Origin of the sequence: Pseudomonas sp. BRG-100 (assembly GCF_000737955.1) — a bacterium.
Taxonomy (GTDB): Bacteria; Pseudomonadota; Gammaproteobacteria; order Pseudomonadales; family Pseudomonadaceae; genus Aquipseudomonas; species Aquipseudomonas synxantha_A.
The window spans coordinates 2902335-2928186 of the sequence record NZ_JPRX01000001.1; the positions used below are offsets into that span (position 1 = coordinate 2902335).

Consider the following 25852-nt stretch of genomic DNA (forward strand, 5'->3'; position numbering starts at 1 on the left):
AAAAGACCATGTTGGCGCACTGGCATGTAATTTGCTCTCTTGTGAGGCAGGTTGCCTTGGCGGAGTATCCGCGCCGGCATCACCCACATTCTAAGGGCTAACTCCACTACCCAAGCCCGAAGCCACCCGGAGGACACCATGTCGAAGTCGGTTCAACTCATCAAAGATCATGACGTTAAATGGATTGATCTGCGCTTCACGGACACAAAAGGCACTCAGCACCACGTGACCATGCCGGCTCGCGACGCGCTGGATGATGCTTTCTTCGAAGAAGGCAAAATGTTCGACGGTTCCTCCATCGCCGGCTGGAAAGGCATTGAAGCTTCCGACATGATCCTGATGCCGGACGACAGCACTGCCGTGCTGGACCCGTTCACCGAAGAGCCGACCCTGATCCTGGTCTGCGACGTGATCGAGCCGTCGACCATGCAAGGCTACGACCGCGACCCACGTGCGATCGCCAAGCGTGCCGAGGAATACCTGAAGTCCACCGGTATTGGTGACACTGTATTCGTGGGCCCGGAGCCAGAGTTCTTCATCTTCGACCAGGTGAAGTTCAAGTCCGACATCTCCGGCTCCATGTTCAAGATCTACTCCGAACAAGGTTCGTGGATGTCCGACCAGGACGTAGAAGGCGGCAACCATGGCCACCGTCCAGGCATCAAAGGCGGCTACTTCCCGGTTCCACCGTTCGACCACGACCACGAAATCCGTACCTCCATGTGCAACGCCATGGAAGACATGGGCCTGGTCATCGAAGTGCATCACCACGAAGTGGCGACTGCCGGCCAGAACGAAATCGGCGTGAAGTTCAACACCCTGGTGGCCAAGGCTGACGAAGTTCAGACGCTGAAGTACTGCGTACACAACACTGCCGTCGCTTACGGCCGTACCGCTACCTTCATGCCCAAGCCTCTGTACGGCGATAACGGTTCGGGTATGCACGTTCACCTGTCCATCGCCAAAGAAGGCAAGAACACCTTCGCAGGTGAAGGTTATGCCGGCCTGTCCGACACCGCCCTGTACTTCATCGGCGGCATCATCAAGCACGGTAAGGCCCTGAACGGCTTCACCAACCCGTCGACCAACTCCTACAAGCGTCTGGTCCCAGGTTTCGAAGCTCCGGTAATGCTGGCCTACTCTGCGCGTAACCGCTCTGCCTCGATCCGTATTCCTTACGTGTCCAGCCCGCGCGCTCGCCGTATCGAAGCTCGCTTCCCGGACCCGGCTGCCAACCCATACCTGGCCTTCGCTGCACTGGTCATGGCCGGCCTGGACGGTATCCAGAACAAGATCCACCCTGGCGACGCCGCCGACAAGAACTTGTACGACCTGCCGCCTGAAGAGGCCAAAGAGATCCCACAAGTGTGCGGCAGCCTGAAAGAAGCCCTGGAAGAGCTGGACAAGGGCCGTGCGTTCCTGACCAAAGGCGGCGTGTTCAGCGACGACTTCATCGACGCTTACATCGCCCTGAAAAGCGAAGAAGAAATCAAGGTGCGCACCTTCGTACACCCACTGGAATACGAGCTGTACTACAGCTGCTGATCCGGTAGCGTTGCTAAGGTAGCGTGATGAAAAAGACCTCCTTCGGGAGGTCTTTTTTTTGCCTGGGCGTTATGCAGCTTCAAATCTGCAAACCCAATCAAAAAGGTGGGAGGGGGCTTGCTCCCGATGGCAGAGTGTCAGGCAATATGTGTGTTACTGACACACCGCCATAGGGAGCAAGCCCCCTCCCACAAGGAGATCTGCGTTGAAACATAAATTCGTGTTCGCCCTGCTGTTCGTCAGCGCCGGTGTTTACGCCGCCCCACCTACCTTGGAGCCACTGCTCAACAGCATCGCCGAACGCCTGGAGATTGCCGATCAGGTGGCCTTGAGCAAATGGGACAGCCACAAACCCGTCGAAGACAAAAACCGCGAGCAGGAAGTGATCGCCAGCGTCGTCGCCCAAGCCCCGAGCTACAAGCTTGACCCGGCCGCTGCCGAGCAGTTTTTCTCGGCACAGATCGAAGCGAACAAACTGGTGCAATACACCCACCTGTCCGACTGGCAGTTCCAGGGCAAAGCCCCAGACGAGCCGCGCCCGGACCTGATCAAGCAGATTCGCCCGCAGCTGGATGAGCTGCAAAAACGCCTGCTGCAACAACTGGCCGACTTCACCCCGCACCGTGCCGATCCACAGTGCCCCCAATGGCTGGCCACCGCCGTGCATGAGCCGCTGAATGATCCGCTGCGCCAACTGGCAATGATCCGCGCCACCGCCGAACTCTGCATCTACAAAGGTTAATGACTGCAAACAAGGTAAAAATGTGGGAGCAAGCCCCCTCCCACATTTGGACTGTATGCATTCAGGGCCATCTCTGGCAGCTTCCTGAACAACCTTCACAAAACCGCACTATATTGGTGCGATAGGTTGCACCCTTACTCCAGCCACAGCCCATTTTGGTTCGAATCTTCCCGACAAAGCTGGCAGAACGCCACAGTTTCGCGCCACAAACCCCTATTTCAGGGCTTTAACGCTTCTTTTCGGAGCCTTGGTTTGGTTTTTGCATTTTCCTTGTATCAGCGTGTGCCTCAAGCCTGCGCCTTGCTCCAAAAGAGGTCCCGATGACCATCAGCGATGCACTGCACCGTTTGTTACTCGACAACCTGACCACCGCGACCATCCTGCTCAATGCCGACCTGCGCCTTGAGTACATGAACCCGGCGGCGGAGATGCTCCTGGCCATCAGCGGCCAGCGCAGCCATGGGCAGTTCATCAGCGAGCTGTTCACCGAGTCGGCCGAAGCCTTGAGCTCGTTGCGCCAGGCCGTGGAGCAGGCACATCCGTTCACCAAGCGCGAAGCGATGCTCACCGCCCTCACCGGCCAGACCCTGACGGTCGATTACGCCGTAACCCCCATTCTGAGCAATGGCGCCACGCTGCTATTGCTCGAAGTACACCCCCGCGACCGCCTGCTGCGCATCACCAAGGAAGAGGCGCAGCTGTCCAAGCAGGAAACCAGCAAGATGCTGGTGCGCGGCCTGGCTCACGAGATCAAGAACCCGCTCGGCGGGATTCGCGGCGCCGCGCAGCTGCTGGCCCGCGAGCTGCCCGAGGAGCATCTCAAGGACTACACCAACGTCATCATCGAAGAAGCCGACCGCCTGCGTAACCTGGTGGACCGGATGCTCGGCTCCAACAAGTTGCCGTCATTGGCGATGACCAACGTGCATGAGGTGCTGGAGCGCGTCTGCCAACTGGTCGAGGCCGAAAGCCAGGGCTGTATCACCCTGGTACGCGACTATGACCCAAGCATTCCCGATGTATTGATCGACCGCGAGCAGATGATCCAGGCGGTGCTCAATATCGTGCGCAACGCCATGCAGGCCATCAGCAGCCAAAACGAGCTGCGCCTGGGCCGCATCAGTTTGCGCACCCGCGCCCTGCGCCAGTTCACCATCGGCCATGTGCGCCATCGCCTGGTGACCAAGGTCGAGATCATCGACAACGGCCCCGGCATTCCCGCCGAACTGCAGGAAACCATCTTCTTCCCCATGGTCAGTGGCCGCCCGGACGGTACCGGGCTGGGCCTGGCCATTACCCAGAACATCATCAGCCAGCACCAGGGCCTGATCGAATGTGAGAGCCATCCCGGCCACACCACGTTCTCGATCTTCCTGCCATTGGAACAAGGAGCCCCCACGACATGAGCCGTAGTGAAACTGTCTGGATCGTCGATGACGACCGTTCTATCCGTTGGGTCCTGGAAAAAGCCTTGCAACAGGAAGGCATGACCACCCAGAGCTTCGACAGCGCCGACGGAGTGATGAGCCGCCTGGCACGCCAGCAGCCGGACGTGATCATCTCCGACATTCGTATGCCCGGCGCAAGCGGCCTGGACTTGCTGGCGCGCATCCGCGAGCAGCACCCGCGCTTGCCGGTGATCATCATGACTGCGCACTCGGACCTGGACAGCGCTGTCGCGTCCTACCAGGGCGGCGCCTTTGAATACCTGCCCAAGCCATTCGACGTGGATGAGGCGGTGGCGCTGGTCAAGCGCGCCAACCAGCACGCCCAGGAACAACAGAACCAGGAAGCCCCGCCAACCCTGACCCGCACCCCGGAAATCATCGGTGAAGCGCCAGCGATGCAGGAAGTGTTTCGCGCCATCGGGCGCTTGAGCCACTCCAACATCACTGTGCTGATCAATGGCGAGTCGGGCACCGGTAAAGAGCTGGTGGCCCATGCCCTGCACCGCCACAGCCCGCGTGCGGCCTCTCCGTTTATCGCGCTGAACATGGCGGCGATCCCCAAGGACCTGATGGAGTCCGAGCTGTTCGGCCATGAGAAAGGCGCGTTCACCGGTGCGGCCAACCTGCGTCGCGGGCGCTTTGAACAGGCCGACGGCGGCACGCTGTTTCTCGATGAGATCGGCGACATGCCGGCCGATACCCAGACCCGCTTGCTACGGGTGTTGGCGGACGGTGAGTTCTATCGTGTCGGCGGGCACACACCGGTCAAGGTTGATGTGCGCATCATTGCGGCCACCCACCAGAACCTCGAAACCCTGGTACACGCGGGCAAGTTCCGTGAGGACTTGTTCCACCGCCTCAATGTGATCCGTATCCATATCCCGCGCATGTCGGACCGCCGCGAAGACATCCCCACCCTCGCCCGCCACTTCCTCAGCCGCGCCGCCCTGGAGCTGGCCGTAGAGCCGAAGCTGCTGAAAAGCGAGACCGAGGAATACCTCAAGAACCTGCCGTGGCCCGGCAACGTGCGCCAGCTGGAGAACACGTGCCGCTGGATCACCGTAATGGCCTCCGGGCGTGAAGTGCATATCAGCGACCTGCCGCCTGAGCTGCTGAGCCTGCCGCAGGATTCGGCACCGGTAACCAACTGGGAACAAGCGCTGCGCCAATGGGCCGACCAGGCGTTGGCGCGCGGCCAGTCGAACCTGCTGGACAGCGCCGTGCCGGCATTCGAGCGGATCATGATTGAGACCGCGTTGAAGCACACTGCCGGCCGTCGTCGCGATGCGGCCGTGCTACTGGGTTGGGGGCGCAATACCCTGACGCGCAAGATCAAGGAATTGGGGATGAAGGTAGATGGTGGGGATGATGATGAGGGTGATGAGGCCTGATCACACCTCCCAGTTCCACTGAAAGTCTAATGTGGGAGGGGGCTTGCTCCCGATAGCAGTAGTTCAGTCACCACATCTGTGTCTGACACACCGCTATCGGGAGCAAGCCCCCTCCCACATTTGGATCTCTGCAATTCCACGACTGTGCACCGCTTCAATGCACCATGAACCGGCATCGGGCACGGGCTGGATACGTGGAAGACCGTTATCGCAGAACAACCCTCGCAAGCTGAAACCACCAAAGCCCCGGATTACGGGGCTTTGCGCTTTTTGGAAAAATTTTATGGGTGAAATTGCAAACTCTGGCACGCGCCCTGCAATAACCCTCGTACAACCCAGTTTCGGGGACCTTGGTACAGGCAGGCCGAGAATCCCCTCTTTAACACCGAAGCCTTAGGCTTCACCCCGTTTTGGGAGCCCTGGTACAGGCAGGCCGGGAACTCCCTCTTTTATTGCTCCTGGAGATGGACCTCCAGCCGCCAGCGGTCATCGACCTGCTCGCCTTTCCACTCCCCACGCAACGGTCGCGCCGCCACCAGGTTCAGCAGCAAACCGCCATCGGTCTTGCGCACACGCCAGTTCACGTCCTTGTCATTGACCTTGAGCTGCCCGCTGGCCGCCTTGCCCTGGGCGTCAAACAGCAGCGCCACGGTGCCGTCGATATGCTCAACGTGCAGCTTGGGCTCACGGTTGAACCACACCGCTACACCGTCGACAGCAGGCACCACCTCCAGTAACTGGACTGGGTCTGGCGTGGTCAGGCGACCGATCATCAAACCCACCATCAAGCCGACAATCGCCAACGAGCCCAAAACCCTCGGCAATAGCTTCGGCCTCGGGTCTTCTTCAGGGGTAGAATGCAGCGCATCTTTGCCTTCGGAGCCGTGCATGTTTCACGTCATCCTTTTTCAACCAGAAATTCCGCCGAATACCGGCAACGTTATCAGGCTGTGCGCCAACAGTGGCTGCCACCTGCATTTGATCGAGCCGCTGGGCTTCGACATGGACGACAAGCGCCTGCGCCGCGCCGGGCTGGACTACCACGAATACGCCACCCTCAAGCGTCACGCCGACCTGGCCAGTTGCCTGGAAAGCCTGGGCCATCCGCGCCTGTTCGCGTTCACCACCAAGGGTTCGCGACCATTTCACGATGCCAGCTTTGCCGAGGGCGATGCCTTCCTGTTCGGCCCGGAAAGCCGTGGCCTGCCGGCAGAGGTGCTCGACGCCCTGCCCGATGGCCATCGCCTGCGCTTGCCGATGCGTGAGGGCTGCCGCAGCCTGAACCTGTCCAACACCGTCGCAGTGGCCGTCTATGAAGGCTGGCGTCAACTCGGTTTCAAGTAGTACACAAAAAATGTGGGAGGGGGCTTGCTCCCGATGGCGGAGTGTCAGTCGACATCTAAGTGACTGTTCCACCGCTATCGGGAGCAAGCCCCCTCCCACATTGAGTGCTGCGTCGGGTTCGAGATTACTGAACTGTCGGCGCGCCTTCCTGTTGCATGCGCTGCAGCTCTTGGGCGTACAGGGCATCGAAGTTCACCGGAGCCAGCATCAGTGCCGGGAACGAGCCACGGGTGACCAGGCTGTCCAGGGTCTCACGGGCGTACGGGAACAGGATGTTCGGGCAGAACGCGCCCAGGGTGTGGCTCATGGACGCTTCGTCCAGGCCCTGGATCAGGAAGATACCGGCCTGTTGCACTTCAGCGATGAAGGCCACTTCTTCGCCGTTCTTGACGGTGACCGACAGAGTCAGCACCACTTCGTGGAAGTCGCCTTCCAGGGCTTTCTGACGGGTGTTCAAGTCCAAGGCAACGCTTGGGGTCCATTCCTGACGGAAGATCGCCGGGCTTTTCGGCGCTTCGAACGACAGGTCACGCACGTAGATGCGCTGCAGCGAAAACTGTGGGCCTTGGTCTTGCGCTGCTTCGGTGTTCTGTTGATCAGTCATCGCAGATCCTTCTTTATCTTGGGGTTCTTAAGGGGTTAGCAGTCAGACGGACAGCAGCGCATCAAGTTTACCGGCGCGCTCCAGAGCGAACAGGTCATCGCAACCACCGATATGCCGGGTGCCGATCCAGATCTGCGGGACCGACGTGCGGCCGGCCTTCTGGGCCATTTCGGCGCGCACCTGGGGCTTGCCATCGACCTTGATCTCTTCGAAGGCCACCTTCTTGCTTTGGAGCAACTGCTTGGCTCGGATGCAATAAGGGCAATAATCGCTGGAATACACGACAACCTGGCTCATATCACTTCACCAACGGCAGGTTATCGCCACGCCAGCTGCTGATACCACCTGACAGCTTGGCGGCGGTGAAGCCGGTCTTGAGCATCTCGCGGGCGTGGGTGCCGGAGTGCTGGCCTTGGGCGTCGACCAGAATGATGGTCTTGGCCTTGTATTTTTCCAGCTCGGCCAAGCGTGCAATCAGCTTATCCTGCGGGATGTTAAGGGCACCAACGATATGGCCGGCGGCATAATCCTTGGCCGGGCGAATATCGACGACAACGGCCTCATCCTTGTTGACCAGCGCGGTCAGCTCCGACGTGCTCAGGCTGCGACCACCGCGGCTCAGTTCATGTGCGATCAGCAACGCCAGCAGGATGACGAAGGCACCCACGAGCAGGTAGTGGGCAGTGGCAAATGCAATCAGGTGATCAACCATCAAGGAGGTTCCAGGGCGTTAAAATGGCGGTAAGTATACACAGCCGCCAAGGAGGGCCAACCCCCGTAAAGCGGTGACGCGCTCGGAACTTCGCTTTAAACTGCCACTCCCTTTTCCATTGTCTTCCTTTATTACCGCCGCGAGAGGATCTATGACTACCACGCCTAAACCTTTGGTCCTGATAATTCTCGATGGCTTCGGACACAGTGAAAGCCACCACGACAACGCCGTGTACTCGGCCAACAAGCCCGTGCTGGACCGCCTGAGCGCTACCGTCCCCAACGGATTGATCTCCGGTTCCGGCATGGACGTGGGCCTGCCGGACGGCCAGATGGGCAACTCGGAAGTCGGCCACATGAACCTCGGCGCCGGACGAGTGGTATACCAGGACTTCACCCGCGTCACCAAAGCGATCCGCGATGGCGAGTTTTTCGAGAACCCGACCATCTGCGCCGCAGTCGATAAAGCCGTGGCCGCCGGCAAGGCCGTGCATTTCATGGGCCTGCTGTCGGACGGCGGCGTACACAGCCATCAGGACCATCTGGTGGCAATGGCCGAACTGGCCTTCAAGCGCGGCGCCGACAAGATCTACCTGCACGCCTTCCTCGACGGTCGCGACACCCCGCCGAAAAGCGCGCAATCGTCCATCGAACTGCTCGACACCACCTTCGCCGCCCTCGGCAAGGGCCGCATCGCCAGCCTGGTGGGCCGTTACTTCGCCATGGACCGCGACAACCGCTGGGACCGCGTGTCCCAGGCCTACAACCTGATCGTCGACGGCCAGGCCGAATTCAATGCCGCCACGGCCCAGGAAGGCCTGGAAGCGGCCTACGCCCGTGGCGAGAGCGATGAGTTCGTCAAGGCCACCACCATCGGCGAGCCGGTGAAGGTCGAAGACGGCGACGCCGTAGTATTCATGAACTTCCGCGCCGACCGTGCCCGCGAGCTGAGCCATGTGTTCGTCGATGAAGGTTTCAAGGACTTCGAGCGCGCACGCCAGCCGAAAGTCGAGTTCGTCATGCTCACCCAGTACGCCGCCAACATCCCAGCCCCGTCGGCGTTCGCCCCGGGCAGCCTGGAAAACGTGCTGGGTGATTACCTGGCGAAAAACGGCAAGACCCAGCTGCGCATCGCCGAGACCGAGAAGTACGCCCACGTGACGTTCTTCTTCTCCGGTGGCCGTGAAGAACCGTTCCCGGGCGAAGAGCGCATCCTGATCCCGTCACCAAAAGTCGCCACCTACGACCTGCAGCCGGAAATGAGCGCGCCGGAAGTGACCGACAAGATCGTCGATGCCATTGAGCATCAGCGTTATGACGTGATCGTCGTCAACTACGCCAACGGCGACATGGTCGGCCATAGTGGCAACCTGGAAGCGGCGGTAAAGGCTGTTGAATGCCTGGACCTGTGCGTTGGCCGCATTGTCGACGCCTTGGAAAAAGTCGGCGGCGAAGCGCTGATCACCGCAGACCATGGCAACTGCGAGCAGATGTCCGACGAATCCACCGGCCAGGCACACACCGCCCACACCACCGAGCCGGTGCCGTTCATCTATGTCGGCAAACGTGACCTGAAAGTGCGTGAAGGTGGCGTGCTGGCGGATGTGGCGCCGACCATGCTGATGCTGATGGGGCTGGAGAAGCCTGAAGAGATGACTGGGACCTCGATCCTGGTCTGATCCAAAGTACGCCACAAAACAGTGTGGGAGCGGGCTTGCCCGCGATAGCGGCTAATCAGTCGACATCTATGTCGCTGACCCACCGCAATCGCGGGCAAGCCCGCTCCCACATTGGTTTTGTGGTGTTTGATAGATGTCTTTTTGCCATACCACCGCCACTCGGCACCTATCTTGCCGTAACTCCCCAATTGGGCGTTTTTTTTGCAGCGCTTGGCGGGCATACTAGGCCGTCCTTTTCCCCTGGTGTCGCCCGCCTCTATGCTTCGCGCCTTGATAACCCTTGCTCTTGTCTGCCTGCTCCAACCGGCATTTGCCGATGAGCGCGCACAAACCCAACAACAGTTGGACGCTACGCGTCAGGACATTACCGAGCTGAAAAAGCTGCTCGGCAAGCTCCAGGAAGAAAAATCCGGGGTGCAGAAAGACCTGCGCGGCACGGAAACCGAAATGGGCAAGCTTGAGAAGCAGGTCCAGGAGCTGCAAAAAGAACTAAAGAAGAGCGAGTCGGAACTGGAGCGACTCGACGCTGAGAAAAAAAAACTCCAGAGCGCACGCGTTGAACAGCAACGCCTGATCGCGATCCAGGCCCGTGCCGCCTACCAGAGCGGTCGCCAGGAATACCTCAAGCTGCTGCTCAACCAGCAGAACCCGGAAAAATTCGCCCGCACCCTCACCTATTACGATTACCTGAGCCAGGCGCGCCTGGCGCAATTGAAGGGTTTCAATGAAACCCTGCGCCAATTGGCCAATGTCGAGCAGGAAATTGCCGACCAGCAATCGCAACTGCTCGACCAGAAAAGCGCCCTCGACGTTCAGCGCGACCAGTTGGACAAGGTGCGCAAGGAGCGCCAGCAGGCCCTGGCCAAGCTCAACAGCGATGTAAAAGCCCGCGACGCCAAGCTCCAGGCCCGCGAGCAGGACCAGGCCGACCTGGCCAAAGTGCTCAAGACCATCGAAGAAACCCTGGCCCGCCAGGCACGCGAGGCCGAAGAAGCGCGGCAAAAAGCGCTGATCGCCCAGCAGGAAGCGGAAAAAAAGCGTCAGCGTGAGGCCGAACTGGCTGCCACCAGCGACGCGCCGGCACCGCGCAAACCCGCGCGCGCCAGCCCCGGCCCGCTGGTTTCCAGCAGCGGCGAGTCATTCGGCGGCCCTTTTGCTTCAGCGCGGGGCAAACTTCCATGGCCGGTTGATGGTCGACTATTGGCACGCTTTGGGGAAACCCGTGGCGATGACACCCGCGCCAAGTGGGATGGGGTGATGATCAGCGCCTCAGCCGGCAGCCAGGTCCATGCCGTTCACGGTGGGCGCGTGGTGTTTGCCGATTGGCTGCGGGGCGCCGGTTTACTGGTGATTCTCGACCATGGAAATGGCTATTTGAGCCTTTACGGCCACAATCAGACATTACTCAAGTCGGCAGGTGATGTTGTAAAAGCCGGTGAATCCATCTCCACTGTCGGTAACAGTGGCGGCCAGGACACACCGGCGCTGTACTTCGCTATTCGTCAGCAGGGTCGCCCGAGCGATCCCGCACAATGGTGCCGTTCCCAAGGATAGGGCCGCATCTACATTAGGAGTTCGTTCGACATGCTGCATTTGTCCCGCCTCACTTCGCTGGCCCTGACGATCGCCCTGGTGATCGGCGCGCCTCTGGCTTTTGCCGACCAGGCTGCACCCGCTGCAATGGCCGCGACCACCAAGGCGCCGTTGCCACTGGATGAGCTGCGCACCTTTGCCGAGGTCATGGACCGGATCAAGGCAGCGTATGTCGAACCCGTAGACGACAAGGCCCTGCTGGAAAATGCCATCAAGGGCATGCTCAGCAACCTCGACCCGCACTCCGCCTATCTGGGCCCTGAAGATTTCGCCGAGCTGCAGGAAAGCACCAGCGGCGAGTTCGGTGGCCTGGGCATCGAAGTGGGCTCCGAAGACGGCCAGATCAAAGTGGTCTCGCCCATCGACGATACCCCTGCGTCCAAGGCCGGTATCCAGGCCGGCGACCTGATCGTGAAGATCAACGGCCAGCCGACCCGTGGCCAGAGCATGACCGAGGCCGTCGACAAGATGCGCGGCAAGCTCGGCCAGAAAATCACCCTGACCCTGGTACGCGACGGCGGCAACCCGTTTGACGTGACCCTGGCCCGCGCGACCATCACGGTCAAGAGCGTGAAGAGCCAGTTGCTGGAGTCGGGCTACGGCTACATCCGTATCACCCAGTTCCAGGTCAAGACCGGCGACGAAGTGGCCAAGGCCCTGGCCAAGCTGCGCAAAGACAATGGCAAGAAACTCAACGGCATCGTGCTCGACCTGCGCAACAACCCCGGCGGCGTGTTGCAGTCGGCAGTTGAGGTGGTCGACCACTTTGTCACCAAGGGCCTGATCGTTTATACCAAAGGCCGTATCGCCAATTCCGAACTGCGCTTCTCGGCCACCGGCAACGACCTGAGCGAAAACGTGCCACTGGCGGTGCTGATCAACGGCGGCAGTGCCTCGGCGTCGGAAATCGTCGCCGGCGCGCTGCAAGACCTCAAGCGCGGCGTGCTGATGGGCACCACCAGTTTTGGCAAAGGTTCGGTGCAGACGGTGTTGCCGTTGAACAACGAACGCGCATTGAAAATCACCACAGCGCTGTATTACACACCGAACGGCCGCTCGATCCAGGCCCAAGGCATCGTGCCGGACATCGAAGTGCGCAGGGCCAAGATCACCAACGAGATCGACGGCGAGTACTACAAGGAGGCCGACCTGCAGGGTCACCTGGGCAATGGCAACGGCGGCGCCGACCAGCCTACCGGCAGTGGCGCCAAGGCCAAGCCGATGCCGCAGGACGATGACTACCAACTGGCCCAGGCACTGAGCCTGCTCAAGGGCCTGAGCATCACGCGCAGCCGTTGATCATGCGTTTTGCCCTGATCATCGCTGTGCTGTGCAGCCTGGCAGGGGTCGCTCACGCGGCCCCTGCCGGCGAACCCCACAAAGCCTACCTGACTCTCATCATCGACGACCTGGGGCAAAACCTGCCGCGCGATCGCCGTGTACTTGCGCTGCCCGGCCCGGTGACCACCGCGATCATGCCCGACACGCCCCATGCCGCCGAATTCGCCCGCGAGGCGCACAAGGCCGGCAAGATCGTGATCCTGCACATGCCCATGGACCCGGCCACCGGCCCCTTCGCCTGGCACCCCGAGTTACCGGTGGAGGAACTCGGCAAGCGCCTGGACGCCGCGTTCCAGGCTGTGCCCTATACCGCCGGCATCAACAACCACATGGGCAGCCGCATGACCGCGCAGCCGCAGGCGATGGCGTGGTTGATGGCCGAGCTGCAACGACGCCACAAGTTCTTCGTGGACAGCCGCACCAGCGCGCAGACCGTCGCAGCCGCCGAGGCGCAGAAAATCGGCTTGGCGCATGTTTCGCGGGATGTGTTCCTCGATGACGAACGCACCGAGGCAGCAATTACCACCCAACTGCAAACCGCAATCAAGCTGGCGCATAAGCAGGGTTCGGCGGTGATGATCGGGCACCCTTACCCACAGACCCTGGCGGTGCTGGAGCGCGAGCTGCCCAAGCTCAAGGCCCAGGGCGTGGAGTGGATCGATATCAAATTGATGATCAGCGTGCGCAGTAATCGGGCCATGAGTGCCCACGGCAAAAACGGCATTTACCGCTAAATGAAGGCGGCGAAGATCCAATGTGGGAGGGGGCTTGCCCCCGATGGCGGTGTGTCAGCTGAAAATGTATTGGCTGATCTACTGCTATCGGGGGCAAGCCCCCTCCCACATTTTGACCGCGTTTATTCTGCGCAACTGCCAACTTCAGAGGTAACGCGCCATGATTTCGTCTACACGACCGCTCTTGCGTAACTCATCCAGCGCGGCCTGAAGCCTGACCACCCATTCGTCCGGCACCTCTTTGTTCAACGCGAGATAAAGCTGCGCGCTATTGAACCGCAACACGGTCTTAAGCCCTGTTACACCAACCTGGCGCGCTAGATAACGCCCGGCGGGATCGCCGGTGGCCCACAGGTCGATCTGGCCGTCCATGAGCTTTTGCGCATTGTCCTGATCGCGCAGAGCGACAACCGGATTGAGCCCCTGTTTTCCCAAGGTTTCGGCAATCGCGTCGCCCTTGTAAGCGCCGATCCTGTAGCGGCGGGCTTGCTCAAGCTCGTTGAGCTGGATCGTGCTGTCGGCCTTGGCCAGTAATACCCAATCGTCCGGCCCGATGGGGCCGACCCATTTGAACAAGGCTTCACGGTCCGGCAGCCGCGCCATCACAAATACACCGTAACCAGGCTTTTCCAGGGCGAGCTTGTAGATTCGCTCCCAAGGAAAACGCAACGTAAGGTTGTAGGAAATGCCGGCGCGCTGGAAGGTTTCGCGCACAATGTCCACGGCGATGCCTTCGATGTTCTCGTCCTTGGCGAAGTTCTTGCCGTTTTTCGCCATGTTGTAGGGCGGGAAATTTTCCGTCAGCAGCACCAGGGAGGCGTCAGACGGCTCTTCAGCTTGGGCCGTACCGGCCATGAGCATGGAGGTACTGGCGAGGGCGAGCAGCAGGTGTTTGAACATGAAGGCTACCGGAATCCATGGCAAGCGCAGAGAGTGCCGCGAGCCTGCCATGGTGTCCAGCAGCGTTTAGCGAACGACGATACCGCGCGCTGCCATGTAGGCCTTGGCCTCGGGTACGGTGTATTCACCAAAGTGGAAAATACTCGCCGCCAGCACTGCGCTGGCATGGCCTTCGATAACACCGTCGGCCAAATGCTGCAGGTTACCGACGCCACCGGAGGCGATCACCGGGATACCCAGTGCATCGCTGATAGCGCGGGTCACGCCCAGGTCGAAGCCGTTTTTCATGCCGTCCTGGTCCATGCTGGTCAGCAGGATTTCACCGGCGCCCAAGCCTTCCATCTTCATCGCCCACTCCACCGCGTCCAGCCCGGTAGGTTTGCGCCCGCCGTGAGTGAAGATCTCCCAGCGCGGGGTTTCGCCCGGGCCGGAGACCTTCTTGGCGTCGATGGCGACCACGATGCACTGCGAGCCAAAGTGTTGCGCGGCTTCACCGACGAACTCGGGGTTGAATACCGCGGCAGTATTGATCGAGACCTTGTCCGCGCCGGCATTGAGCAGGTTGCGGATGTCTTGCACAGTGCGCACGCCACCGCCCACGGTCAACGGAATGAACACCTGGCTGGCCATGCGCTCGACGGTATGCAATGTAGTGTCGCGGCCATCGACGCTGGCGGTAATGTCGAGAAAGGTAATCTCGTCGGCACCTTGCTCATCGTAGCGACGGGCGATTTCCACCGGGTCGCCGGCATCGCGGATATTCTCGAACTTGACGCCCTTGACCACGCGACCGTTGTCAACGTCCAGGCAAGGGATGATGCGTTTGGCCAGCGCCATGGTCAGTCCTCAGCCGTTGTAGGCATCGCAGTAAGCCTGGGCTTGCGCAACGTCCAGGGTGCCTTCGTAAATCGCACGGCCAGTGATGGCGCCGATGATGCCAGGCGCCTTGGCGTCCAGCAGCGACTTGATGTCACCCAGGTTGTGAATGCCGCCGGAAGCGATCACCGGAATCTTCGTGGCCGCTGCCAAGGCTGCGGTGAACGGCACATTGCAGCCCTGCATCATGCCGTCTTTGGCGATATCGGTATAAACAATGGCGGACACGCCGTCGGCTTCGAACTGCCTGGCCAGGTCGATCACCTGCACGGTGCTGATCTCAGCCCAGCCGTCGGTAGCAACGAAGCCGTCTTTGGCATCCAGGCCAACGATGACCTTGCCAGGAAACGCACGGCAGGCTTCGGCGACGAAGGCCGGGTCTTTCACGGCCTTGGTGCCGATGATCACGTAGCTCACGCCAGCTTTGACGTAATGCTCGATGGTTTCCAGGGAGCGAATGCCGCCGCCGATCTGGATCGGCAGGTTCGGGTAGCGCTTGGCAATCGCGGTGACCACCTCACCATTGACCGGCTGGCCTTCGAAGGCACCGTTCAAGTCCACCAGATGCAAACGACGGCAGCCACCTTCCACCCATTTGGCGGCCATGCTCACCGGGTCGTCGGAGAACACCGTGGAATCTTCCATGCGGCCCTGGCGCAGGCGTACACAAGCGCCGTCCTTGAGATCGATAGCGGGGATAATCAGCATCTGGCAAACCTTATTCGATATTCAGCAATGCTTGGGAAATCAGGGCTTCTCAAGCGACCACAAGTCGCTTTCGATGCTTTCGAACCTTTCCTTAAGGAGCGTCTGCGTGTCGAAAATCGCCCTGTTGTAATAGTGCGGTGCCACTTCGGTGGTGAACAGCTCAAGAATCTCGGCGACCTCGAACGAGCCCAGCTTGAGCTCGAAGCGGTCTTCCATGAAACGCTTGATCTTGTCGGTTGCCTCACGCTCCTGCTCGGGCGTGAGGTTCAAGATCGGCGGCTTCGGTTTCCTGGCCATTTACCAGCGACCATCCCACGCGGCGAAGTTCTGCAGCAATTGCAGGCCATGGGTATGGCTCTTTTCCGGGTGGAATTGCACGGCAAAACGTGAACCTTCGGCCAGCGCTGCGGCGAAGTCGACACCATAGTGCCCGCCACCCACCACCTGGCACGGGTTACCGGCAGCGATGTAGTAGCTGTGCACGAAGTAGAAACGCGCCATGTCCGGGATTTCGTGCCACAGCGGGTGGTCGACGGTGCGGCGCACCTCGTTCCAGCCCATGTGCGGGACCTTCAAATGCTCACCGTCTTCATGCAAGTCTTTGCCGAAGAACTTCACCTGGCCGGGAAACATACCGATGCAATCGACGCCGCCGTTCTCCTCACTGCTGTCGAGCAAGGCTTGCATGCCGACGCAGATACCGAGGAATGGACGATCCTGGCTGACCTCGCGCACCAGGCTGTCAAAGCCCAGGCGGCGGATTTCGGCCATGCAATCGCGAATCGCGCCAACACCGGGGAACACCACACGGTCGGCTTCGCGAATCACGTTGGCATCGCTGGTGATCAGCACCTTGCCGGCGCCTACGTGCTCGAGGGCCTTGGCCACTGAGTGCAGGTTGCCCATGCCGTAGTCGATAACCGCGACCGTCTGCATTACAGGACGCCCTTGGTCGACGGCATTTGCCCGCCCATGCGCTCATCGACTTCCACAGCCATGCGTAGCGCGCGGCCGAAAGCCTTGAACACGGTTTCGATCTGGTGGTGGGTGTTGGTGCCGCGCAGGTTGTCGATATGCAGGCTGACAAGTGCGTGGTTGACGAAGCCCTGGAAGAATTCCTGGAACAGGTCCACATCAAAGCCACGGCCCACGTTGGCGCGGGTGTAGGGCACGTGCATCTGCAGGCCTGGGCGGCCGGAGAAGTCGATCACCACACGCGACAGCGCTTCATCCAGCGGAACATAGGCATGACCGTAGCGACGGATGCCTTTCTTGTCGCCGATGGCCTTGGCAAATGCCTGGCCGAGGGTGATGCCCACGTCTTCCACCATGTGGTGGTCGTCGATATGCAGGTCGCCTTTGCCGACGATATCCAGGTCGATCAGCCCGTGACGGGCGATCTGGTCCAGCATGTGCTCAAGAAAAGGTACACCGATATCAAATCGGGCCTTTCCGGTGCCATCCAGGTTGATCGAGGCTTTGATCTGGGTTTCCAGAGTGTCGCGCTCGACAGACGCCTTACGTTCGGCCATCACCAGCTCCGCAAAATCATTGGGCGAAAAAGGCAGCCATTATAGGGGCGCGGGCGCCAAACAGAAACATCGAAGGGGATAAGACTGACGGCGTGTCGGGGATAGACATGTGCGTACATGCATAACCAATGTGGGAGGGGGCTTGCTCCCGATAGCGGTAGATCAGTCAACAATGCACTGACTGATGCGCCGCCATCGGGAGCAAGCCCCCTACCACAAGGGTTTTGCAGTGTTAGTGGAACAGTACTGCGGTTTTCTGCAGGGTCACCCACACACCCCACGCCAACGGAATACCCACCACCAGCCACGCGGCAATCGCCAACGGCTTGCTGGCGGCGGATGCTTTCCACTCCAGCACGGTGGTCGCATCGGCACCTTTGTCATGCCCCAGCGCCTGCTCGGCAGCAAGTTCGGCATCGGTCATGAAGTACTTGTCGGCCACCGGGCGTACCAGCAGGTTGCAGATGAAACCCAGCACCAGCAGACCGGCAAGGATGTACAAGGTGATGTCATACGCCGCGGCGCGTTCAACGCCGATGCTCAGCTGATATTCACGCAGGTAGTTCACCAGTACCGGCCCCAACACGCCCGCAGCAGCCCAGGCGGTCAACAGGCGACCGTGAATAGCACCGACCATCTGGGTACCGAACAAGTCGGCCAGGTAAGCCGGAACCGTCGCAAAACCACCGCCGTACATCGACAGGATGATGCAGAACGCCGCCACGAACAGCGCCACGTTGCCCAGATGCCCCAGGTTCGGGATCAGCGCGTACAGGGCAAAGCCCAGGGCGAAGAACACAAAGTAGGTATTCTTACGTCCCAGGTAGTCGGAGAACGACGCCCAGAAGAACCGGCCACCGATGTTGAACAGGCTCAACAGGCCGGTAAAACCAGCGGCAATGGCTGCAATGGAGGCAAGCTGACCGGCATCCAGCTGGCCAAATGGCACATCGACACCCAGCAACTTGCCGCCGAACACTTCCTGCAACAGTGGCGAGGCCATGCCGAGGATACCGATACCGGCCGATACGTTCAGGCACAACACCAGCCATACCAGGCGGAATTGCGGGGTTTTCCACGCGACATTCACATGCACGTGGCGATGAGTGATCATCGCATTGCTGGCTTTTTTCGCCGGCGCGGTCCAGCCCTCAGGCTTCCAGCCGGTCGGCGGAACGCGATACAGCAGTGCGCCACCGATCATGAACACGAAGTAAATCGCCGCCATGACCACAAAGCTCTGCCATACACCTACGCTGGTCGGCGAAGAGAAATGGCCCATCAGTGCCGCAGCCAAAGGCGCCCCCACCATCGCGCCGCCGCCAAAGCCCATGATCGCCATGCCGGTAGCCATGCCGCGCTTGTCCGGGAACCACTTGATCAAGGTCGAAACGGGCGAGATATAGCCCAGGCCCAGGCCGATACCGCCAATGACACCGGAGCCGATCCACATCAGCCAGATCTGGTGGGTATAGATGCCCAGCGCCGAGATCAGCAGGCCACCGCACCAGCACAACGCCGAGACCACACCGGCCTTGCGTGGCCCGGCATGTTCGAGCCAGCCGCCCCAGATCGCGGCCGAGCAGCCCAGAAAGATGAAGAACAAGGTGTAGATCCAGCCCAGCATGGAGATGGGCCAGTCGCATTGGGACGAGAAGACCTGGGCGATAAAGCTCATGTCTGGCGCGCAGGCGACCGGTGCGGTGATACCCAGCGCTTTGGACAACGGCAGCCAAAACACCGAGAAGCCGTAGGCCATGCCGATGCACAGGTGGATGGCCAGGGCGGCCGGTGGAACCAGCCAGCGGTTGAACCCCGGCTTGGCGATGATGCGCTCCTTGGACAGGAACGCAGGCTGTGCGGCGGCGGTGCCGGCCACAGTGCTAGTGCTCATTGGTGTTTCCCCCAGTTATTGGTATGCGTCCGTCAGGCGCTCTCCTCCTCGGCCTTGCACGCAAAGCGTGGCCGTTTTTTTGAGTGAAGCTCCATTTAAAGCGCGACGATACGTCGCAGAAGGCGGACGAACGTGCAGAGATTAGCATCAGTGGATGACAGAAAAATCAAACTGCCACTACCTTTTTTGGATTATCTGTACTTTTCTGACGTCAAAATCCCATTTCCGAGCCCCTGGATACAATGTAACGATCCGTGAACTGACGCAGGCCGTCGGGCGTTATACTCTTCGGCTAAATTTTGAAATCGACATACAAGGACTCGCCCATGAAAGCGTTCGGCAAAATCCTGGGTCTGGTACTTCTCGGGCTGTTGCTGATCATTGTGGCGCTCGGCTTTGCCCTGACCCACCTCTTCGATCCCAACGACTACAAAGAAGAAATTCGCCAGATAGCCCGCGACAAGGCCCACATCGAGCTGACGCTCAATGGCGATATCGGCTGGAGCCTGTTCCCCTGGCTGGGCCTGGAGTTGCACGAGGCCAGCGTCGCGACCCTGACCGCACCGACTCAACCTTTCGCCGATTTGCAGATGCTCGGCCTGTCGGTACGCGTACTTCCACTGCTGCGCCGCGAAGTGCAGATGAGCGATGTGCGTGTGGAGGGCCTGAACCTGCGCCTGAACCGCGACAAGCAGGGCCATGGCAACTGGGAAGACATCGGCAAGAACCTGCCCGACGAAACCACGGATACCCCTGCGCCGGCCCCCGTCGAACCGGTGGCTGAAGCCAAACCGGAAAAACCCCCGCAGCCGATCCGCCTGGACATCGACAGCCTGACCATCAACAACGCTCGCGTTGAATACACCGATGAACAGACCGGCAAGCAATTGAGTGCCGAGAGCATCCAGTTGAGCGCCGGGGCCATCCACGAGGGCGCCAGCATTCCGCTCAAACTCACCGCGTTCCTGGGCAGCAACCAGCCACTGATGCGCGTCAAGACCGAGCTGAACGGCAACTTGCGCATCCAGCGTGCCCTCAAGCGCTACCAGTTCGAAGACATGCGCCTGAGCGGCGAAGCCACCGGCGAGCCGCTGCAAGGCAAGACCGTGAGTTTCTCCACCCAGGGCCAATTGTTGGTGGATCTGGCGGCCAACGTCGCCGAATGGACCAACCTGAAACTGTCGGCCAACCAGTTGCGCGCCTTGGGCGAACTGAAGGTCAACGACCTGGACAAGACCCCGCAGGTCAGTGGCGCGTTGTCTGTGGCCCAGTTCGATCTGGCCAAGTTCCTTGAGAGCGTCGGCCACCCGCTGCCGGCCATGGCCCCAGGCAGCCTGAGCAAGGTCGAGCTGGTGAGCCGTCTCAAGGGCACGCCGACCAGCGTCGCCCTGGAAAATCTGAACCTGAAACTCGACGAAAGCACCTTCAGCGGCCGTGTCGCTGTCGATGATTTCGCCAAGCAGTCCCTGCGCGTACAGCTCAAGGCCGATACCTTCAATGCCGACAACTACTTGCCGGCCAAATCAGAAGCAGCCAAAGGCGCAACCGCCGCTCGCCAGGCCGAAGTGCAGAACAGCGAGGCCGGTGCGATGGCAGCCGGCGGCAACACGCCACTGCCGGACGCCCCGACCAAAGGCGCCTGGAGCACCGACAAGCTGCTGCCGCTGACCCGCCTGCGCAGCCTGGATATCGACGCCGACCTTGCGTTCGGACAATTGACCCTGAGCCAGCTGCCGATCCAGAACGCGGCGCTGAAAGCCTCCGGCATCGACGGCCAGCTCAAGCTCGACACCCTGAGCGGTGGTCTCTACAACGGTACCTTCCAGGCCAATGGCACGCTCGATGTGCGCCAGGATCTCCCGCTTCTGGCCATGCAAACCCATATCAAGCAAGTACCGGTTGAGAAAATCCTGCAGGCCCAAGGGAAAAACCCGCCGGTCAAAGGCCAGGTCACCCTGGACAGCAACCTGACCGGGCGTGGCAACAGCCAGAAGGCACTGATCGACAGCCTCAACGGCACCGCCAGCTTTGTGATCAATAACGGTGTGTTGCTCAACGCCAATATCGAGCAACAGGTCTGCACCGGTATCGCCCTGCTCAACCGCAAGACCCTGGCCAGCACGCCACCGGGCAAGGACACCCCCTTCCAGGAACTGCGCGGCAACCTGACGTTGCGTAACGGCGTGGCCAGCAACCCTGACCTGAAAGTGCGTATCCCAGGGCTGACGGTCAATGGCAACGGCGATGTCGACTTGCGCGTGCTGGGCATGGACTACCGCGTCGGCATCATTGTCGAAGGCGACAAGCGCGAGGTGCCGGACCCGGCCTGCCAGGTCGGCGCCAATTTCCAGGGTATTGAGGTGCCATTGCGCTGCCGTGGCCCGCTGGAGCTTGGCGCCAAGGCCTGCCGCCTGGACAAGGACGGCCTGGGCCAGGTCGCCCTCAAGGCTGCCGGCAATCGCCTGAACGAGAAGCTGGAAGAGAAGCTCGACAAGGTTAATCCCAAGCTCAAAGACGCACTGAAAGGCCTGTTCAACCGATGAGAAACGAGCAGTTTTCAGAGGCGGTGCTGGATTGGTACGACCGCCACGGCCGCCATGACCTGCCCTGGCAACAGGGCATCACCCCGTACCGGGTGTGGGTGTCGGAGATCATGCTGCAACAGACCCAGGTGAGCACTGTGCTCAATTACTTCGACCGGTTCATGGCATCCCTGCCGACGGTCGAAGCCCTGGCCGCCGCACCGGAAGACGAAGTGCTGCACCTGTGGACCGGCCTGGGCTACTACACCCGGGCGCGCAACCTGCAGAAGACCGCCAAGATCGTGGTGAACGAGTACGGCGGCGAGTTTCCCCGCGATGTGGAAAAACTCACCGAGCTGCCCGGCATCGGCCTGTCCACCGCTGGCGCGATTGCCAGCCTGAGCATGGGCCTGCGCGCGCCGATCCTCGACGGCAACGTCAAGCGCGTGCTGGCGCGCTTTACCGCCCAAGAGGGTTACCCGGGCGAGCCCAAAGTGGCCAAGCAGCTGTGGGCCACCGCAGAGCGCTTTACACCCTTTGAGCGCGTCAACGCCTACACCCAGGCGATGATGGACATGGGCGCCACGCTTTGCACCCGCAGCAAACCCAGCTGCCTGCTGTGCCCGCTGGAAAAAGGCTGCGAAGCCCACATGCTCGGCCTGGAGACGCGTTACCCGATCCCCAAACCGCGCAAGACCATCCCGCAAAAGCGCACGCTGATGCCCATGCTGGCGAACGCCGAGGGCGCGATCCTGCTTTACCGTCGCCCTTCCACGGGCCTGTGGGGCGGTTTGTGGAGCTTGCCCGAGCTGGATGACCTGAGCGACCTCGACCACCTGGCCAACCAGCACGCACTCGCACTGGGCAAGCATCAGGAACTGCCGGGGTTGATCCACACCTTCAGCCACTTCCAACTGTCCATCGAACCCTGGCTGGTCCAGGTCGAGGAATCCGCCCATCACGTGGCCGAGGCCGACTGGCTTTGGTATAACCTCGCCACCCCGCCGCGCCTGGGCCTTGCCGCCCCGGTGAAAAAACTGCTGAAGCGCGCGGCGCAAGCATTGAACGCAGGAGTTTCGTCATGACCCGCACCGTTATCTGCCGCAAGTACAAAGAAGAACTGCCAGCCCTGGAACGCCCTCCGTACCCAGGTGCCAAGGGCCAGGACATCTACGACCACGTCTCCGCCAAAGCCTGGGGTGACTGGTTGAAACACCAGACCCTGCTGATCAACGAAAAACGCCTGAACATGATGAACGCCGAAGACCGCAAATACCTGGCCGGCGAAATGGATAAGTTCTTTTCCGGCGAGGAATACGCCCAAGCCGAAGGTTACGTGCCACCTGCTCAATAATTGATCAAAAACCGGGGTCGGCACGTAAGCGACGGTAATAATTAAATATTTTTTGAAAACTTGCTTGACGACCCCCTGAAAAACCCGTTTAATGCGCCCCGTTGCCCAGATAGCTCAGTCGGTAGAGCAGGGGATTGAAAATCCCCGTGTCGGCGGTTCGATTCCGTCTCTGGGCACCAAAATACCGAGAAACCCCAAGGAACAATGTTCCTTGGGGTTTTTTATTGCCTGCGATTTAATGGGCTCTGGATCACCTTGGACCCGGATGCCGAGCAGGAGCGCCTTGAATAAAGGCAATCACGATACCGGCACCGATCAAGCCCATCGGCAAAGCCGTCGAGGGAGTGAGCCTTCCAAGCGCCTGGATTTGAAATACTCTGTGGCGCCAGATAGTACGGACGCAAAAAATGCTCAAGGAAATATGTATGAAGTATTGCTGGATCGCACTTGCCCTGCTGCTTGGCGCCTGCGCAAGAACCCCTTCCCCAGAGCAACTGGCAGAACAGCAGTTATGGGAACAACAGTTGATAAGCCATATACAGCTGTTCAAATTTTACCCGGCAAACGCCCAGGCGCAGGGGCTGGAAGGCCAGGTCAATATTGAATTCATCATCGATGCCCACGGCAACTTGTTGCGTCAGCGCGTCATCAGTCACTCAGGCTCTGAGCTTTTTGTTGCTGCCGTGCAGGTATCTCTTCCAGCAGCATCGCCAATGCCTGCTCCGCCTGCGTCAGTTCTCAAGGATGGTGAAGTCGAGGTGCGCGCACCCTTTGTGTTTTGCCTGACCCCATCCTGCGCGGGCTAAGCTAAGCCCCAGAGCGATTGAGGCTTGTTTTTCACTGGCTTCAATCGTTCACCCTTTACCCAATTCACAGCTGTAAGGTTTCTTTCATGACACGCCTCTTGCTCTGCTCGCTATTACTGCTGACTGCACTACTCAGTGGATGCGCCACGCAAATGGACGTAGCGATCAACGCGACACCCGATCCGGACTATCACTTCGACCGCCAGGCAACCGTACTGGTGACGTCTGTCGGGGGCAGCGACGAAAACGCACTCAATGCCCGGTACTACCTGCGCGACATGGTCAGCGCCATGAAGGACCAGGGCTTTCGCAATGTCTTTACCGACACCACTCTTCCCAAGAACCATGCACCGATCAAAATGACCATCACCCTTGATGTCGAAAGCAAGCAGGTCACTTACCGCTACACCGCTACCGAGTATGGCCAGGTAGCAAACAGCACCACCACACAGTGCAAGAAGAACAAGAAAAAGACCGATCAACTGACCTGCACCAGCACCCCGAACACCTCCTATGGCCCGGTAGGCACATCGGAACGCACCGGCTACACCACCCTCACCACCTTCCGGGCTACCGCTCGGGACGAGGCGAGCAGGCGCGCCGTGTACGTGCTTCGAGTATCGTCCTATAACGACGATTGCCAGGCGGCCAAGGTCGAAGCCTTCCTGGTGCAGCAGGGCCTGCAGAACCTGAACTTCCAGGACCGCGTGCAGCGCAATTACACGGTGACGATGCCTGAGGGGTATCGCTGCAAATAGCTTGCTCCCGTCCGGATACAGCTTGGGCACCCTGACCAAAGCCAACCGGACCTAGTTTCATTTGGGATATTTTTCACTTATCCGAACTGTTTTTTTGAGATAGTGTAGGGCCTCATCAGGCCCCTAACGCCTTCCCTACGGGCATCAAATCAGCCTGCTTTCGAGATAATCAAAATATCAATTGGAGATACTTTCCATATGCCCGAGTTTGCTCATCACGATCTGGAGCTATTGAACCCCTCGTTCGACTCGGGCCTGGTTGATGTTCTGAGCGAGCTGGAACACCTGCGCCGCCTGCAACTGGGTGGCGATACACCGCCTGCTGTTTTTTTCCAGTTGAAAGCCCTGTTTCATACGCTGGAAAGCCTGGGCTCTGCACGTATCGAGGGCAACCACACGACACTGGCCGACTACATCGAAAGCAAAGTCGAAGGGGCAGCCGAGGCTTCAGATCCGTTGCGGGAAATTGCGAATATCGAAAAGGCCATGGACTACGTCGAAAGCATCATGCAGACCGGCGCTGATCTCACGGAGTTTGCGATTCGAGAGCTTCACTCAATCACCGTCCAGGGACTGCAACGCGAAGGTGATCGTACGCCAGGTGCTTACCGCGAGTCCGGGGTCAGCATTGCCCAGTCCGATCACCTCCCGCCCGAGGCGGTGATGGTGCCAGGCTACATGCAAGAACTCGTCGCCTTTGTGAATAAGCAGGATGCCCCCAAGTACGATCTGATGAAAGTCGCGCTGGCCCACCACCGGTTTGGCTGGATCCACCCATTTGGCAACGGCAATGGCCGCGTCGTGCGCCTTCTGACGTACGCAATGTTGATGAAGTACGGCTTCAACGTGAGCGCTGGCGGCCGAGTCCTGAATCCGACGGCAGTCTTCTGTATCGACCGCGAAAAGTATTACTCGATGCTTTCCACCGCTGACACAGGCACCAAGGAAGGCCTTGAGGCTTGGTGTACGTATGTGCTGGCAGGCATTAGAGATGAATTAGAGAAAGTCAGCAGGCTGACGGACTACCGCTACCTGACCAGGCACATTCTTGCCCCCACCATTGCATTGGCGAAAGACCGCGCATGGATAACGCCTCTTGAAGAGAAAATTCTGAGCACGGCGATCCAACTGAAGGTGGTCAAGTCGGGCGATATCGCTGACGCTCTACCGACACTGTCCGCCGCCCAAAGAACCTATCAAATAAAAAAACTGGTCGACCAAGGGATGCTGCTTCCCATCAGTCCAGGCGCTCGGCAGTACACAATCGGGTTCTCAAATAATTATTTGATCAGAGGGGTTATCAAATCCCTGCGCGAAGAAGGCTTTATCCCTGAGCAGCTGGACAAACCTTATCCATGAGGAGGCCCGCC

At 59.9% G+C, this 25852-nt stretch carries 26 protein-coding genes and 1 tRNA gene; 16 read left to right on the plus strand and 11 right to left on the minus strand.

What is annotated here, in order from left to right; all coding sequences use genetic code 11:
- Positions 1 to 138 precede the first annotated feature (138 nt).
- The 4 genes from glnA to ntrC all read left to right on the plus strand — a co-directional run bounded on the left by glnA (position 139) and on the right by ntrC (position 5126).
- On the plus strand, positions 139 to 1545 hold the full coding sequence (gene glnA / locus JH25_RS14500; protein WP_005783941.1) for a type I glutamate--ammonia ligase: 1407 nt from the start codon (positions 139 to 141) through the stop codon (positions 1543 to 1545).
- 205 nt (positions 1546 to 1750) lie between these two features.
- Positions 1751 to 2287 carry a chorismate mutase gene (locus tag JH25_RS14495; RefSeq protein ID WP_032878353.1) on the plus strand — a complete coding sequence of 179 codons (537 nt, stop codon included), beginning with the start codon at positions 1751 to 1753 and terminating at the stop codon, positions 2285 to 2287.
- Positions 2288 to 2607: 320 nt separating this feature from the next.
- Positions 2608 to 3693, plus strand: coding sequence for a nitrogen regulation protein NR(II) (glnL, locus tag JH25_RS14490; RefSeq protein WP_005783937.1), 1086 nt, complete (start codon positions 2608 to 2610; stop codon positions 3691 to 3693).
- Positions 3690 to 5126 (plus strand): nitrogen regulation protein NR(I), encoded by a 1437-nt coding sequence (gene ntrC / locus JH25_RS14485; protein ID WP_003187806.1) that lies wholly within the window; start codon positions 3690 to 3692, stop codon positions 5124 to 5126. Before glnL ends, ntrC begins: the two co-directional genes overlap by 4 nt.
- 449 nt (positions 5127 to 5575) lie before the next feature.
- Here the strand turns inward: ntrC and JH25_RS14480 are convergent, their stop codons facing one another.
- Positions 5576 to 6016, minus strand: coding sequence for a hypothetical protein (locus JH25_RS14480; protein ID WP_032878354.1), 441 nt, complete (start codon positions 6014 to 6016; stop codon positions 5576 to 5578).
- On the opposite strand from JH25_RS14480, the gene JH25_RS14475 reads away from it, so the two are divergent.
- Positions 6015 to 6470, plus strand: a complete 456-nt coding sequence (locus JH25_RS14475; protein WP_003171120.1) for a tRNA (cytidine(34)-2'-O)-methyltransferase — start codon at positions 6015 to 6017, stop codon at positions 6468 to 6470. The genes JH25_RS14480 and JH25_RS14475 overlap by 2 nt on opposite strands.
- 124 nt (positions 6471 to 6594) lie before the next feature.
- Here the strand turns inward: JH25_RS14475 and secB are convergent, their stop codons facing one another.
- Genes secB through JH25_RS14460 form a run of 3 tightly spaced genes read right to left on the minus strand, consistent with a single transcriptional unit; the run spans position 6595 to position 7786 of the window.
- Positions 6595 to 7074 carry a protein-export chaperone SecB gene (gene secB, locus JH25_RS14470; RefSeq protein WP_005783933.1) on the minus strand — a complete coding sequence of 160 codons (480 nt, stop codon included), beginning with the start codon at positions 7072 to 7074 and terminating at the stop codon, positions 6595 to 6597.
- 42 nt (positions 7075 to 7116) lie between these two features.
- Complete coding sequence (grxC, locus tag JH25_RS14465) at positions 7117 to 7371, minus strand: glutaredoxin 3 (protein WP_032878355.1); 255 nt, start codon at positions 7369 to 7371, stop codon at positions 7117 to 7119.
- 1 nt (position 7372) lies between these two features.
- The gene (locus JH25_RS14460; protein ID WP_003187796.1) at positions 7373 to 7786 is read right to left on the minus strand and encodes a rhodanese-like domain-containing protein; all 414 of its coding nucleotides are present in this window, start codon (positions 7784 to 7786) and stop codon (positions 7373 to 7375) included.
- Positions 7787 to 7937: 151 nt separating this feature from the next.
- On the opposite strand from JH25_RS14460, the gene gpmI reads away from it, so the two are divergent.
- From gpmI to JH25_RS14440, 4 genes are all read left to right on the plus strand, one after another.
- Positions 7938 to 9464, plus strand: coding sequence for a 2,3-bisphosphoglycerate-independent phosphoglycerate mutase (gene gpmI, locus JH25_RS14455; protein ID WP_032878356.1), 1527 nt, complete (start codon positions 7938 to 7940; stop codon positions 9462 to 9464).
- Positions 9465 to 9722: 258 nt separating this feature from the next.
- A complete protein-coding gene (locus JH25_RS14450) occupies positions 9723 to 11018 on the plus strand; it encodes a murein hydrolase activator EnvC family protein (RefSeq protein ID WP_005783927.1) in 1296 nt (431 codons plus the stop codon).
- A gap of 30 nt (positions 11019 to 11048) precedes the next feature.
- Positions 11049 to 12356 (plus strand): S41 family peptidase, encoded by a 1308-nt coding sequence (locus JH25_RS14445; protein ID WP_005783925.1) that lies wholly within the window; start codon positions 11049 to 11051, stop codon positions 12354 to 12356.
- A gap of 2 nt (positions 12357 to 12358) precedes the next feature.
- Positions 12359 to 13132, plus strand: coding sequence for a divergent polysaccharide deacetylase family protein (locus tag JH25_RS14440; RefSeq protein WP_032878357.1), 774 nt, complete (start codon positions 12359 to 12361; stop codon positions 13130 to 13132).
- 144 nt (positions 13133 to 13276) lie between these two features.
- On the opposite strand, the gene JH25_RS14435 is transcribed toward JH25_RS14440, so the two are convergent.
- The 7 genes from JH25_RS14435 to JH25_RS14405 all read right to left on the minus strand — a co-directional run bounded on the left by JH25_RS14435 (position 13277) and on the right by JH25_RS14405 (position 19042).
- Positions 13277 to 14032 carry a substrate-binding periplasmic protein gene (locus JH25_RS14435; RefSeq protein WP_032878358.1) on the minus strand — a complete coding sequence of 252 codons (756 nt, stop codon included), beginning with the start codon at positions 14030 to 14032 and terminating at the stop codon, positions 13277 to 13279.
- A gap of 66 nt (positions 14033 to 14098) precedes the next feature.
- On the minus strand, positions 14099 to 14869 hold the full coding sequence (hisF, locus tag JH25_RS14430; protein ID WP_003171107.1) for an imidazole glycerol phosphate synthase subunit HisF: 771 nt from the start codon (positions 14867 to 14869) through the stop codon (positions 14099 to 14101).
- A 9-nt stretch (positions 14870 to 14878) separates the two neighbouring features.
- Positions 14879 to 15616: a 1-(5-phosphoribosyl)-5-[(5-phosphoribosylamino)methylideneamino]imidazole-4-carboxamide isomerase gene (gene hisA / locus JH25_RS14425; RefSeq protein WP_003171106.1), complete on the minus strand. Its 738-nt coding sequence runs from the start codon at positions 15614 to 15616 to the stop codon at positions 14879 to 14881.
- A 39-nt stretch (positions 15617 to 15655) separates the two neighbouring features.
- On the minus strand, positions 15656 to 15913 hold the full coding sequence (locus tag JH25_RS14420; RefSeq protein WP_032878360.1) for a DUF2164 domain-containing protein: 258 nt from the start codon (positions 15911 to 15913) through the stop codon (positions 15656 to 15658).
- The gene (hisH, locus tag JH25_RS14415) at positions 15914 to 16552 is read right to left on the minus strand and encodes an imidazole glycerol phosphate synthase subunit HisH (protein ID WP_032878362.1); all 639 of its coding nucleotides are present in this window, start codon (positions 16550 to 16552) and stop codon (positions 15914 to 15916) included.
- Positions 16552 to 17148 carry an imidazoleglycerol-phosphate dehydratase HisB gene (gene hisB / locus JH25_RS14410; RefSeq protein WP_003187781.1) on the minus strand — a complete coding sequence of 199 codons (597 nt, stop codon included), beginning with the start codon at positions 17146 to 17148 and terminating at the stop codon, positions 16552 to 16554. The genes hisH and hisB overlap by 1 nt, the downstream gene beginning before the upstream one ends.
- 232 nt (positions 17149 to 17380) lie before the next feature.
- Complete coding sequence (locus JH25_RS14405; protein ID WP_014716512.1) at positions 17381 to 19042, minus strand: OFA family MFS transporter; 1662 nt, start codon at positions 19040 to 19042, stop codon at positions 17381 to 17383.
- Between the two features lie 326 nt (positions 19043 to 19368).
- Between JH25_RS14405 and JH25_RS14400 the strand changes: the two genes are divergently transcribed.
- The 7 genes from JH25_RS14400 (at position 19369) to JH25_RS14370 (ending at position 25841) form a co-directional block, all read left to right on the plus strand.
- Entirely contained in the window at positions 19369 to 21585 is a 2217-nt protein-coding gene (locus JH25_RS14400; RefSeq protein WP_032878364.1) for an AsmA family protein, read from the plus strand.
- Positions 21582 to 22649, plus strand: coding sequence for an A/G-specific adenine glycosylase (gene mutY, locus JH25_RS14395; protein WP_032878366.1), 1068 nt, complete (start codon positions 21582 to 21584; stop codon positions 22647 to 22649). Before JH25_RS14400 ends, mutY begins: the two co-directional genes overlap by 4 nt.
- Positions 22646 to 22918, plus strand: a complete 273-nt coding sequence (locus JH25_RS14390) for an oxidative damage protection protein (protein WP_005783905.1) — start codon at positions 22646 to 22648, stop codon at positions 22916 to 22918. Before mutY ends, JH25_RS14390 begins: the two co-directional genes overlap by 4 nt.
- A gap of 103 nt (positions 22919 to 23021) precedes the next feature.
- Positions 23022 to 23097 (plus strand) — tRNA-Phe (locus tag JH25_RS14385).
- A gap of 228 nt (positions 23098 to 23325) precedes the next feature.
- A complete protein-coding gene (locus tag JH25_RS14380; RefSeq protein WP_236648040.1) occupies positions 23326 to 23724 on the plus strand; it encodes an energy transducer TonB in 399 nt (132 codons plus the stop codon).
- An 86-nt stretch (positions 23725 to 23810) separates the two neighbouring features.
- Positions 23811 to 24482, plus strand: coding sequence for a hypothetical protein (locus tag JH25_RS14375; RefSeq protein WP_005783902.1), 672 nt, complete (start codon positions 23811 to 23813; stop codon positions 24480 to 24482).
- Between the two features lie 198 nt (positions 24483 to 24680).
- Positions 24681 to 25841, plus strand: a complete 1161-nt coding sequence (locus JH25_RS14370) for a Fic family protein (RefSeq protein ID WP_032878370.1) — start codon at positions 24681 to 24683, stop codon at positions 25839 to 25841.
- Positions 25842 to 25852: the final 11 nt, after the last annotated feature.